Source organism: Bacillus cereus group sp. BfR-BA-01349, assembly GCF_022663795.1.
Classification (GTDB): domain Bacteria; phylum Bacillota; class Bacilli; order Bacillales; family Bacillaceae_G; genus Bacillus_A; species Bacillus_A cereus.
On the sequence record NZ_JAKUGE010000004.1, the window covers coordinates 33,675 to 46,647 of the forward strand.

Consider the following 12,973-nt stretch of genomic DNA (forward strand, 5'->3'; position numbering starts at 1 on the left):
GCATAGATGAATTTAGAAACAATTATTGGTTTAGAGGTTCACGTTGAGTTAAAAACAAATTCGAAAATTTTCTCTGCGAGTCCAACAGAATTCGGAGCGGAGCCAAATACACAAACAAGTGTAATTGACTTAGGATACCCAGGGGTACTTCCTACTTTAAATAAAGAAGCAGTTAACTTTGCAATGAAAGCTGCAATGGCATTAAACTGTGAAATCGCAACGGAAACGAAGTTTGACCGTAAAAACTATTTCTATCCAGATAACCCGAAAGCTTACCAAATCTCTCAATTTGATAAGCCAATTGGTGAAAATGGTTGGATTGAAATCGAAGTAGACGGTAAAAAGAAACGTATCGGTATTACACGTCTTCATTTAGAAGAAGATGCTGGTAAATCAACGCATACAGCTGATGGTTCATTAGTAGACTACAACCGTCAAGGTATGCCTTTAATCGAGATCGTATCTGAGCCAGATATGCGTACGCCAGAAGAAGCATATGCATACTTAGAGAAGTTAAAATCAATCATTCAATACACTGGTGTATCTGATTGTAAGATGGAAGAAGGTTCCTTACGTTGTGATGCGAACATTTCTCTTCGTCCAGTTGGACAAGAGAAGTTCGGTACAAAAGCGGAACTGAAAAACTTAAACTCATTCACTTACGTACAAAAAGGTCTTGAGCATGAGCAAGTGCGCCAAGAAAAAGAACTGTTATCTGGTGGCATCATCCAACAAGAAACACGTCGTTATGATGAAGCAACGAAGAAAACAATCTTAATGCGTGTGAAAGAAGGATCTGACGATTACCGTTACTTCCCGGAGCCAGACTTAGTTGAACTTTACATCGATGATGAGTGGAAAGAAGCAGTTCGAGCTTCTATTCCAGAACTTCCAGATGCACGTAAAGCTCGCTACGTTGCAGAACTAGGCTTACCAGCTTATGATGCACACGTGTTAACATTAACGAAAGAAATGTCTGATTTCTTTGAAGCAACTGTTGCAGACGGTGCTGATGCGAAATTAACATCGAACTGGTTAATGGGTGAAGTACTTGCATACTTAAACAAACAACAAAAAGAATTAAAAGACGTTGCATTAACGCCTGCTGGTTTATCTAAAATGGTTCAATTAATTGAAAAAGGTACAATTTCTTCTAAAATCGCGAAGAAAGTATTTAATGAATTAATTGAAAAAGGTGGAGACCCAGAAGAAATCGTTAAAGCGAAAGGTCTTGTTCAAATTTCTGACGAGGGTACACTTCGTAAAGTTGTAACAGAAATTCTTGATAATAATGAGCAATCTATCGAAGACTTTAAAAACGGTAAAGACCGTGCAATTGGCTTCTTAGTTGGTCAAATTATGAAAGCTACAAAAGGACAAGCAAATCCACCGCTTGTTAACAAAATCTTACTTGAAGAGATTAATAAGCGATAATAGTAGTGACTTTTAAAGATTAAGCAGAAAAACACCCGTACATGGGTGTTTTTCTAGGTTAATCAAACGTTTGTTTAAATGAGACAAAATCGTTTAAACAAACGTTTGATTAACTGTCAAAAGTGGAAAAATGTTTGTATAGCAACTATGGTATGATAGTTGCAAAAAGGTGGGAATAATGATAAATCTAAACATAGAGGTTTTTTTCATCTCATGAAATAATAGATAGTTATTATTCGTTATATGTAAATTTTTATGGAAGAATGGATAGAAATAAAGTGAAACTTTAATCAGTAGGAGGTTCATCCACCATTGATTATTAGCCCTCACCAATCGGGCATTTACTGCCCGCAAATAGCGGGATAAATTTTGGAGTCAAATAAAAAACCATTGAAATGAATATTTACTTTTGATGGACTACACGAATCGGGTTCTTACTGCCTGTTTGAGCGGGATAAAAGAAGGATAGCAAGATGAGAGGAGGTAGGCATGGGAATACTGAATAGAAGTTCAGTATGTTCTTTTTCGATATATAAAGAAATTTCCTGTGCTAATAAATGATGAAGCGAGCAAGAATTATTTATAATCCTACTTCTGGGCGTGAGCTATTTAAGAAGAGCTTACCAGAAGTATTACAAAAATTAGAACAATCTGGCTATGAGACATCTTGTCATGCGACAACGGGTCCTGGAGACGCTACTGTGGCGGCGAGACAAGCTGCGGATCGTAAGTTTGATGTTGTTATTGCGGCTGGTGGCGACGGTACATTAAATGAAGTAGTAAACGGTTTAGTTGGGCATGAATTCCGTCCGAAATTTGGAATTATTCCAGTTGGAACGACAAATGACTTTGCACGTGCAATTGGTGTACCTCGTTCTATTGAAGAGGCAGCAGATATTATTTGCGAAGGAAAAACAGTGCCATTAGACCTTGGTAGAGCGAACGATACATATTTTATTAACATCGCTGGTGGCGGTCGTATTACAGAATTAACATACGAAGTACCGAGTAAGTTAAAGACAGTATTAGGACAACTTGCTTATTACCTAAAAGGTATCGAGATGTTACCATCATTGCATCCGACATATGTTGAAATTGAGTATGATGGAAAGTTACTACAAGAAGAAATTACGATGTTTTTAATTACGAATACTCGTTCAGTAGGTGGATTTGAAAAGGTAGCACCGTATGCATCTATTAACGATGGGTTATTTGACCTATTAGTACTGAAAAAAGGTTCTATCGCTGATTTAATTAAAGCAGCAACACAAGCACAACGTGGTGAACATATTAATAATCCAAAAGTGTTATATACACAAGCGAACCGAATTAAAGTACATTCACCAGATAAACTAATGATTAATTTAGATGGTGAGTATGGTGGAGATGCACCGATGGAATTCGAAAATATATATCATTGTTTAGAACTATTTGTTCCTGAACATCAAGAGGATGCCCTGTAAAGGCATCCTTTTTACTTTGTTAAAATGAATTGTAAATTGGGAGTTAGTTTGATTTTTATGGTATTTTTACAATTCTTTTATTTTACATCCATACTTTATTGATACACTGGAAGAGATAAGAAATGAGAGGTAGGGTGCTATGGAGAAGGTAAAGGCGATATTATTTGATAAAGATGGGACATTAATGGATTTTCATTCAATATGGATAAAAGTAGCTGAAGAACTTGTAGCTGAACGTATAAGTTTATATCATTTACCAAGTACAATAGGGCAGACCTTATTAGAAGAGATCGGTGTAGAGGGAGCATTTGTTAATCCGAGGAGTGCAATAGCTGCTGGAACAAGCCTTGATGTAGCGAAGGGGCTTTGTAATTATATTGAGTCTGCTAGAGAAGAAGAGATGCATCATTGGGTAAGTGAGAAGTTATTTTCCCTTATGTATGAGCATCGTTCGCATATGAAAATGACAGCAGATTTACCGAAAGTGTTACAGGCATTAAAAGATAAAGGATTTATATTAGGGGTTGTCACGGCGGATGATTTTGCACCAACAGAATTATTTTTAAAACAATATAAGTTGGAGAACTTTTTTGATTATATTATAGCCTCGGATACATTCCCTGCGCAAAAACCAGATAAAAAGATTATAGAAGTGTTTTGTGAGAAATTTAATTTAGCATCATGTGAGGTTGCGGTTGTTGGAGATACGCCAACTGATTTACATTTAGCCAAAAATGGCGATTGCTATGCAATTGGGGTGCTATCTGGTACGGGAGACCGTCCAACATTAGAACCACTTGCAGATTTAGTGTTAGATTCTGTTGAAGAGTTTATTTCTCAATCGGGTGAGTTTTTCTGGGAGAAAGAAAAGTCTAATGTGTAAGGAAAATAAGTCTATAAAGACTCTTAATGAGTCTTTATAGACTTATTTTTTATGCCTGGATACAAAGAATATAGGATAAATGCTAGAAAAGAAAGTTGGCATACATTTTGCAATAAAAAGAGAAAACAATGTAAAGAAAAGGATGGGGTACGCAATGAACACAAAAAAATTTGCTAAAGTAAATGAACAAATTCCAGGACCGAAAGCGGCATCTTTATTAGAACGCCGTCAAAATATAGTACCAAAAGGAGTAAGTAACGGCATCCCAACGTTTGTACAATCTGCAAATGGTGCTCTTGTAACAGATGTTGATGGTAATCAGTACATTGATTTTGCAGGAGCAATTGGGACAATTAACGTAGGGCATTGTCATCCAACGGTTAAAGAAGCGCTCCATAAACAAGTCGATCAATACATTCATACTGGATTTAATGTCATGATGTATGAGCCATATATTGAATTAGCGGAAAAGCTTGCGGCATTGGCACCGGGAAGTTTCGATAAGCAAGTCCTCTTTTTAAATAGTGGTGCAGAAGCAGTTGAGAACGCGGTGAAGATCGCTCGTAAATATACGAAGAGACCTGGTATTATCGCATTTTCTAAAGGTTTCCACGGGCGTACATTAATGACAATGACGATGACAAGTAAAGTGAAGCCATATAAATTTGGGTTTGGTCCATTTGCTCCAGAAGTATATAAAGCGCCATTTCCATACGAATACCGTCGCCCAGAGGGATTAACGGAAGAGCAGTATGATGATTTTATTATTGAAGAGTTTAAGAACTTCTTCATATCGGAAGTAGCACCAGAAACAATCGCAGCTGTTGTAATGGAACCTGTTCAAGGGGAAGGTGGGTTTATCGTCCCAAGTAAGAAATTTGTTCAAGAAGTACGCCGCATTTGTTCAGAGAACGGCATCTTATTTGTAGCGGATGAAATACAAACAGGCTTTAGTCGTACAGGAAAATATTTTGCAATTGATCACTATGATGTCGTTCCAGATTTAATTACAGTGTCTAAATCATTAGGTGCTGGTGTACCGATAAGTGGTGTCATTGGACGTAAAGAAATTATGAATGAGTCTGCACCAGGTGAACTTGGTGGAACGTATGCAGGAAGTCCATTAGGATGTGCGGCTGCATTAGCTGTTCTCGATGTAATAGAAAATGAGAAATTAAATGATAGAGCGATAGAATTAGGAAAAGTCGTAATGAACCGATTCAAGGAGATGAAAAATAAATATCATTGCATCGGCGATGTGCGTGGGTTAGGTGCAATGTGTGCATTTGAGGTCGTTCAAGATCGTAAGACGAAAGCACCTGACAAAACGTTAACGGCTAATCTATGTGCAGAAGCAAATAAGCGTGGGTTACTGTTATTATCAGCAGGAACATATGGAAATGTTATCCGTGTGTTAATGCCTTTAGTTATTACAGATGAGCAACTTGAAGAAGGTTTAACAATAATTGAAGAATCATTGCAAGCTTGTTATGAGCAAACAAACATCGCTCGCGTTTAAAAACTGAAGTATAAATAGCAAACATTCTAGCTGACTCTATATTAAATGCAGAAAATTCACTTTATAATAAAGGTAGTGAAGTGGATCGATGGATTTGAAGTTAGGGGTGGCTAGGATGGTTGCAGAAAAGGAACGAGTGTTAATGGATTTAAAAGATGTATTTGAATATGCGTTTGACGAAATTTTTGTTACAGATGAGCAGGGGATCGTTGTGCGTGTAAATAGTACATGTGAAAGGCACTACCAACTAGCTGCCGAAGAGTTAGTTGGTAAGCATGTAAAAGAACTACAAAAGGATGGAATCTTTTATCCATCAGCGACATTAGAAGTGATTGAAAAAAAGAGGCCAATTGAACTCGTTCAAACTACAAAATCAGGAGAGTATTTACACGTTCGTACAAGGCCTGTTTTTGATGATGAGGGAAATTTAAGAAGAGTGATTAGTTATTCTCGGGACCTTACTGAACTCTATCAATTACGTCAAAAGGTAGAGGAAATGGATAATCAGCTAAAAACATATAAAAAAGAATTAAGAGAAACATATGAGCATGAAGGACTTATTTTTAAAAGTCTAGCTATGCAAAAAATAGTCGATACAATCAAAAAAGTATCTGTAGTGGATAGTACTGTTCTCGTTTTAGGCGAGACTGGAGTTGGGAAAAGTCGATTAGTACGCCATTTACATGAAGTGAGTCACCGTAAGAATGAAAGTTTCTATGAAATTAATTGTGCGGCATTGCCAACTAATTTAATTGAATCGGAGCTTTTTGGATATTCAGGTGGATCTTTTACAGGTGCGAATCGTGAAGGGAAAAAGGGACTATTAGAATCCGCGCATAAAGGAACTCTTTTTTTAGATGAAATCGGTGAAATGCCGCTGGAAATTCAAGCGAAGCTTTTGCAAGTATTGCAAGAAAAAACATTTCGTCCTATAGGCGGAAGAGAATTAAAAAAAGTGGATGTTCGAATTGTGGCGGCAACAAATAGAGATTTAAGTATGATGGTGAAACAAGGAACATTTCGGAAAGATTTATACTATCGTCTGAATGTTATTCCAATTGCAATTCCCCCGCTTAGGGAAAGAACAGAAGATATTTTGCCGCTTATTTATCATTACTTGCAGCACTTTAATAAAAAGTACGGACGTGATGTGAAACTAGCGCCGAGTACGTTACAAATGTTTGTTGGATATCCGTGGGAAGGAAACAATAGAGAAATAGAGAATGTAATTGAGAGAATTGTTATTACTGTCGATGATGTTGTAACGGTAGAGGATTTGCCACTCTCTATGCAAGAGGCTGCAGTTGAACAATCGGGGCAAAGCCTTTATAAAATGCTGGAAGAGGTAGAGAGAAATATTATTCTTAAAGCGTATAAAACGTATGGATCAAGTTATAAAGTGGCTGAGTTTTTGCAAATTAGTCAATCTGCTGCTACTAGGAAAATTAAGAAGTTCATAGAGGAGGAAGAAAACATTGGATAAAAAGGCGACTTTCGTAAGTATAGATAAAAAGGCGATGTATATAAATGGTGAGTGGATTACACTACAAGAACAAATTGAAGTAAATAATCCTGCGACGAAGGAAATATTTGCAACTGTACCAAAAGGCGGAGTAACAGAGGCAAAGCAAGCTGTTGATGCTGCACATGAAGCTTTTAAAACGTGGTCTAAGTTAACGGCAGCAGATCGTGCAACGAAGTTAAAAAAGTGGTTCATGCTTATTGATAAAAACAAAGAAGAGATCGCAGCGATTATGACAAAGGAACAAGGAAAGCCGTTTGCAGAAGCGCTTGGTGAAGTAAATTATGCAAATAGTTTTGTTGAATGGTATGCAGAAGAAGGGAAACGTGTGTATGGTGAAATGATTCCTGCTTCTCATCCGAATAAGCGCATTTTAGTTATGAAGCAACCAGTTGGCGTTATGGCAGCTATTACACCTTGGAACTTCCCGGCAGCGATGATTACGAGAAAGGTAGCCCCAGCGCTTGCAGCAGGCTGTACAGCCGTTGTGAAACCGGCGAGTCAAACGCCATTAACTGCATTGAAATTAGCTGAATTAGCTCATGAAGCAGATATTCCAAAGGGCGTAATCAATATCGTAACAGGTAGTGCAAAAGCAATTGCTGATACATGGATGGAAGATAGTCGCGTTCGAAAAGTGTCCTTTACAGGGTCAACGGAAATTGGGAAAGAGTTAATGGCTAGTGCGGCGCAAACGATGAAAAAAGTTTCACTTGAGTTAGGTGGTCACGCTCCGTTTATCGTAATGAATGATGCAGATTTAGATAAAGCAGTAGAAGTGGTGATTGGTTCGAAATTCCGTAACGCAGGACAAACGTGTATATGTACAAACCGAGTATTCGTTCAAGAAGAAGTATACGAAGTATTTGTAGAGAAGTTCCAAAAGGCAGTAGGGCAGTTGAAAGTAGGAGACGGTTTCAGTGACGGAACGACTGTCGGACCACTTATTGATGAGAATGCAGTTTCAAAAGTACAAGAACATATTGAAGATGCTATTCAAAAAGGTGGAACAGTTTTATATGGTGGTCAAAAGGTCGCAGAGTTAGAGGGACATTTCATTCAACCGACTGTAATTGGATTGGCAAATGATACGATGCTTTGTATGAATGAAGAAACATTTGGGCCAGTGGCACCAGTTGCGAAATTTAAAACAGTTGATGAAGTAATCGAACGTGCAAATAATACACCATACGGTTTAGCTGCGTATATTTTCACGAAAGACATTAGCCAAGCATTCCAAATTAGTGAAGCGTTAGAGTACGGTATTATCGGTCTAAACGACGGTCTTCCATCAGTTGCACAAGCACCATTCGGTGGCTTTAAAGAAAGTGGTATCGGTCGTGAAGGAGGCCATTTCGGCATCGAGGAATATTTAGAAATTAAATATATTTCATTGGGACTATAAGTAGTATACTAGAATCTCTATAAGGTAACAGAGAAGGAGATTTTAGTATGGTATATTGGCTATTATTACTTGTTACAATTATTTTTGAAGTAGCTGGAACAATTGCGATGAAACTATCAAATGGTTTAACAAAGCTCGTTCCGAGTGTACTGATTTTCGTATTCTATGGTATTTGTTTTAGCGTATTTGCTATCGTCGTTAAAAAGATTCATTTAAGCATTGCTTATGCTATTTGGTCTGGCGTTGGAACATTACTTATTACAATCATTAGTGTTTACTTTTTTAAAGAGCATATTAGTTTATTCCAAGCATTTTGTATTCTTTTTATTGTTTTGGGTGTCATTGGGCTTAAGGTTTCATCGGCATCATGAAAGCTATCTTTTGTAGAAGATAGCTTTTTTCTATTTGTGCAGTTAGCAATTAATACGACAAAATATGACAAGAAAGCGTAAAGCATTTTGTTATGATACATATGAAATATTGTCTTATGTGGGGGAAAGAGTATGTTAAAAAAGGTGAGTCAAATTTTTTTGATTTTTGGCATAGCTTTTAGTTTAAGTGCTTGCACTGAGACTAAAGATAGTAATGAAAGTAAACAAGAAGATGTTCAAGATAAAGTGTATAAAATAGGGGAGACAGTAGAAGTAGATGGTTTGCAAGTAACTATCGATTCAGTTAAATTAGGATATCCGGATTATGATGAGGATAAAAAGAAAGAGGAGATTTTGGGGATTATTTTCAAAGTGGAAAATAATAGTAAAAAGGAAATACCTTTTGCATTTTATGAATTTGAGATTACCGATAAGAAAGGTACAAGATTTAAAGAATATAATAACCCTGATAGCTTTATTAGTAAAAAGTTAGCACCAGAAGAAAAAATTCAAGATATCATGCTATTTGACGTAGCGAAAGAAAATACGTATATCGCTACGTATAGACCAGAGTTTACACGTGAAAATAGAATAATAAAATTTGAATTGAAACCAAATAAATAAAGAAACACATTGGATTATCCAATGTGTTTCTTTATGGTAATAAATTTAAAACGCCCAGTTACCTTTACGGAAGATAGGCTCATGTCTGCCATCAGCAGTAATACCGTCAATATCAAGCTCAGCTGATCCAATCATGAAGTCGTTGTGTGTGATACTAGCGTTTGCGCCGTTTTCAGCAAGTTCTTCTTTAGACATTGTTTTTCCGCCAACTAAGTTAAATGCGTAAGCATTTCCAATCGCAAGGTGGCAAGATGCATTTTCGTCAAATAGTGTATTGTAGAATAAAACATTTGTGTTTGAAATTGGTGAGTCATGAGGTACTAAAGCTACTTCCCCTAAGAAGTGAGAACCTTCATCTGTTTCTACTAAATGTTTTAAAGCTTCTTCACCAGCTTCAGCTTTATAGTCTACGATACGTCCGTTTTCAAATGTTAACGTGAAATTATCGATAATATTACCTGCAAATACTAACGGTTTTGTACTAGAAACTTGGCCGTTTACACCTGTTTTAAGTGGCATTGTAAATACTTCTTCAGTTGGAATATTAGCCATAAATGGTACGTTCTTTTCATTTAAGCTACCAGCACCAGCCCATACATGTTTTTCTGGAAGTTCGATTGTTAAATCTGTTCCAGGACCTGTATAGTGAAGAGGTTTATAATGCTTTTCGTTTAAGTAATCCACTTTTGTATGTAATGTTTCATCATGTTCTTTCCATGCTTCTACAGGATTTTCTAAATCAGCACGAGTAGCTTTGAAAATAGCATCCCATAACTTTGCTTCTTGTTCTTCTGGCGCTACGTCAGGGAATACTTTCGCAGCCCATTCTTTCGTAGGAACAGAAATGACACACCAACTTACTTTATCTGCTTGTACGTAATCACGGTATACTTTCATTGCTTCTCCAGCTACTTTATGAGCTGTTGCGATACGCGATGGTTCTACACCTTTTAATAAATCAGGGTTTTCTGCATAGATAGACATAAATGCAGCGCCTTCTTTTGCTAATTCTTCACGAGCATGTGCTTTCCAAGATGGAAATTCAGCGAAAGCTTCTTCAGGAGCTAGATCGAATTTTAAGCGTGTTAACGTCTCATCATTCCAATCTACATATACGTGTTTTGCACCAGAATTATATGCTTTTTCTGTAACGAGGCGTACAAATTGTACAGCTTCAAGAGGTGCACTAATTGATAAAGTTTGTCCAGGTTGAATATTAACACCAACATTAACTGCAAGAGCAGCATATTTCTCTAACGTTTGTTCAAATGACATATGTATAATCTCCTTTAATTTGAAAGATTTCTTACTATATATAATACAAGAAAATTCTAAAAATATATATAAATATAAAGTAAAAAGAGAGCTCAAAATGTATTGAGCCCTTATATTTACTTAATTGAAGAAGCAAACTGCTCTACAGTCGTTGTATGGTGTATACGAACGCGCTTCATCTTTAACAATTCATCAGGTTCACCCTTCGTAATGAATTGCCCAGGCTTTGTCGTCGTCGCAAATTGATAATACTTCTTCGTTTCTGCAACAACCTTATCATCTACATGACCGAATGGATAAGCAATCGCGATAACAGGCTTACCTGTTATTTTTTCTAGCTTTTCTTTTGAACCTTTTAACTCTTCCTCATAGTTTGTAATTTTCGGTAAATCTGCATGTGTTGCAGTATGAGATTGCACCGAGAAAATGCCGGAATCAACCATTTCTTTTATTTCAGAAGTAGACAATGCTCCTTCTACATCAACGTTATCAACAATCATATATTCTGTTGCTGCCGGTTTAAAAGTATCATCTTTTAGCTTTTGTAAAATGCGAAATGCATTCATATTATTTTTCATACCGTCATCAAATGTAACAAAAATCGGCTTATTTACTTTATTTATATCGCCCCAGCGTTCAAACGTTAAAAGCGTATAACCATTATCCTTTAAATATTTTATTTGTGCTTCAAAGTTAGCTGGTGATACGAATAAGTCTTTAATACCTTGACCATGATAATCATCGATTGCGTGATACATAAGAACAGGAACCTTTTGTTCGAAAGTAATAGTAGATTTCGTAAGCGGGATTGTTTTCCCATCTTCTTTCATTCCTGTTGCTTCAATTTGAAACTCACCGCGTTTTCCTTCAAATTCTTTTATATCAAAAGAAATTGCAAATTGTTTCTCCTTTTCTTTAGAAGAAAAAGATTTAGCACGTTCCTTTCCATCAGCTGTGCGCCAAATTTTATATTGTACTTCATTTAAAGAATCTTTTATGTCTGTAATATGAATACTTGTGTTTGTAGATTCATGTGTAATTGCATTATATGAGATTTTACCTTGTTCTTGCACAGTCTCTGCTTGTTTCTTAATCCCTTGAGCCGTTTTCTCTTTTTTAGGTTCTGGACTTACATTGTTAGTATTACAGCCTGCTAGAATGGCAGACGTACATAAAGCAATTGCTGCGTATTTTCTCATAAAAATCACCTTCTATTGTGTAGTATGTTGCATATTTACATTAAAATCCCCACCGCTATAAGAGTGGTGGGGATATACCCTTGTTCATCATATCATTTGAAGAAAATGAGGGGAATATGATTTTTAGGAGGTTATTAATGTAATAGATTAGTGACTTTGAATAGATGTGTTTTTTTGTTTCTTATTAGAATTAATAATAATATAACCGACTACAAAGATAAGAGGAATAATGAAGACATAGATAGGCATTCCCCATACATAATAGCTTTTCAGGGTTAAGACTAGTAAATGTAAGAAATCGAAAAGGGCGTGAATTTTCATAAGGTCCTCCAATGTTTTTTACAAATTATAACATTTAATACTTGTTATTTGTATAATTTGGAAAGTAATTTAAGCTAATTTTAAAGTAAGAAGAAGACTTATTAATATGCAATTTTGCATAAGGATATGTATTTTATTAAAATATAAAGATTTTATACTATAATAAAAACCGCTATAAAACTAAGTAAGAATAATGTATGGAGTGGAGAATAGAAATGAAATATAAAAAAATAATATATATCTTTTTCATATCGCTATTTATAGTTGGTTGTCAAAGTGAAGTGAGTAAAGCAAATAGTGTGGAAGAGTATATTCCATCGCATTTTATGAATGCGGAAGTGACGGCGGATATTATGACACTTGAGATGGAACCAGATACTCTTAAAAAGGTAGGGAGTATTGGTCAAAGAATGAGAGAACATCTAGCAAGTAATATGGAATGGTATTTAAAATATGTAGAAGAACATGCAGAGAAAAAAAGTTTTCCATATCACCCTAATTTCGGTGTTACAAAAGAAGAGTATGAGTTTGTACTAAATGCAATTGATCAAAGTAAATTGGTTAATACAAAAGATGGAAAGCTGAAATTTAAGAAAAAAAATGATCATGAAGTAGAGATTTTTTCAAGTGAAAGCATAAAGCTCCTTAAATATGTAGTTATTGATACGAAGAAGAATATAGTAAAAACATCTCTAGGCGAATATGAATATTTTGGAGAAATACTGGCGTCACCAGAACAGAAGTTAACTGGACCTTGGCACGGAAAACAATGGATGTTAAAAAAAGATGATTTAATATATATATTTTCTTTAGGGAAAATGGAAGCAGAAAATAAATCAATTATTGATATTTCGGTGAAAGGTAAATATAAGGGGGAAATTATTAATAAGGAAGAGGCATTAGAGTTTTCTTCAGTTTCTTAAATGATGACAATAAAAAAATCACCTTGCTGTCTAA

General features: G+C 35.8%; 11 protein-coding genes. 9 read left to right on the plus strand and 2 right to left on the minus strand.

The window, feature by feature from the left end; genetic code table 11:
- Positions 1 to 6: 6 nt before the first annotated feature.
- From gatB to MR169_RS03930, 8 genes are all read left to right on the plus strand, one after another.
- A complete protein-coding gene (gene gatB / locus MR169_RS03895; RefSeq protein WP_001047685.1) occupies positions 7 to 1,434 on the plus strand; it encodes an Asp-tRNA(Asn)/Glu-tRNA(Gln) amidotransferase subunit GatB in 1,428 nt (475 codons plus the stop codon).
- 557 nt (positions 1,435 to 1,991) lie between these two features.
- The gene (locus tag MR169_RS03900) at positions 1,992 to 2,897 is read left to right on the plus strand and encodes a diacylglycerol kinase (RefSeq protein ID WP_242318923.1); all 906 of its coding nucleotides are present in this window, start codon (positions 1,992 to 1,994) and stop codon (positions 2,895 to 2,897) included.
- A 139-nt stretch (positions 2,898 to 3,036) separates the two neighbouring features.
- Positions 3,037 to 3,780, plus strand: a complete 744-nt coding sequence (locus MR169_RS03905; RefSeq protein ID WP_242318924.1) for an HAD family hydrolase — start codon at positions 3,037 to 3,039, stop codon at positions 3,778 to 3,780.
- A gap of 154 nt (positions 3,781 to 3,934) precedes the next feature.
- On the plus strand, positions 3,935 to 5,299 hold the full coding sequence (gene gabT / locus MR169_RS03910) for a 4-aminobutyrate--2-oxoglutarate transaminase (RefSeq protein WP_016117078.1): 1,365 nt from the start codon (positions 3,935 to 3,937) through the stop codon (positions 5,297 to 5,299).
- A 115-nt stretch (positions 5,300 to 5,414) separates the two neighbouring features.
- Positions 5,415 to 6,782 (plus strand): sigma-54 interaction domain-containing protein, encoded by a 1,368-nt coding sequence (locus tag MR169_RS03915; protein ID WP_044795613.1) that lies wholly within the window; start codon positions 5,415 to 5,417, stop codon positions 6,780 to 6,782.
- Positions 6,775 to 8,226 carry an NADP-dependent succinate-semialdehyde dehydrogenase gene (gene gabD, locus MR169_RS03920; RefSeq protein WP_242318925.1) on the plus strand — a complete coding sequence of 484 codons (1,452 nt, stop codon included), beginning with the start codon at positions 6,775 to 6,777 and terminating at the stop codon, positions 8,224 to 8,226. The genes MR169_RS03915 and gabD overlap by 8 nt, the downstream gene beginning before the upstream one ends.
- A gap of 47 nt (positions 8,227 to 8,273) precedes the next feature.
- Positions 8,274 to 8,597 (plus strand): DMT family transporter, encoded by a 324-nt coding sequence (locus tag MR169_RS03925; protein WP_000263262.1) that lies wholly within the window; start codon positions 8,274 to 8,276, stop codon positions 8,595 to 8,597.
- Between the two features lie 132 nt (positions 8,598 to 8,729).
- Positions 8,730 to 9,221 carry a DUF4352 domain-containing protein gene (locus tag MR169_RS03930; protein WP_000915099.1) on the plus strand — a complete coding sequence of 164 codons (492 nt, stop codon included), beginning with the start codon at positions 8,730 to 8,732 and terminating at the stop codon, positions 9,219 to 9,221.
- A 45-nt stretch (positions 9,222 to 9,266) separates the two neighbouring features.
- On the opposite strand, the gene MR169_RS03935 is transcribed toward MR169_RS03930, so the two are convergent.
- Together MR169_RS03935 and MR169_RS03940 are read right to left on the minus strand one after the other, a co-directional pair.
- Positions 9,267 to 10,496, minus strand: a complete 1,230-nt coding sequence (locus tag MR169_RS03935; RefSeq protein WP_242318926.1) for an aminopeptidase — start codon at positions 10,494 to 10,496, stop codon at positions 9,267 to 9,269.
- A 116-nt stretch (positions 10,497 to 10,612) separates the two neighbouring features.
- Positions 10,613 to 11,695, minus strand: coding sequence for a polysaccharide deacetylase family protein (locus MR169_RS03940; RefSeq protein ID WP_016117080.1), 1,083 nt, complete (start codon positions 11,693 to 11,695; stop codon positions 10,613 to 10,615).
- Between the two features lie 536 nt (positions 11,696 to 12,231).
- Here MR169_RS03940 and MR169_RS03945 point away from each other — a divergent pair.
- Complete coding sequence (locus tag MR169_RS03945; protein ID WP_242318927.1) at positions 12,232 to 12,939, plus strand: hypothetical protein; 708 nt, start codon at positions 12,232 to 12,234, stop codon at positions 12,937 to 12,939.
- Positions 12,940 to 12,973: the final 34 nt, after the last annotated feature.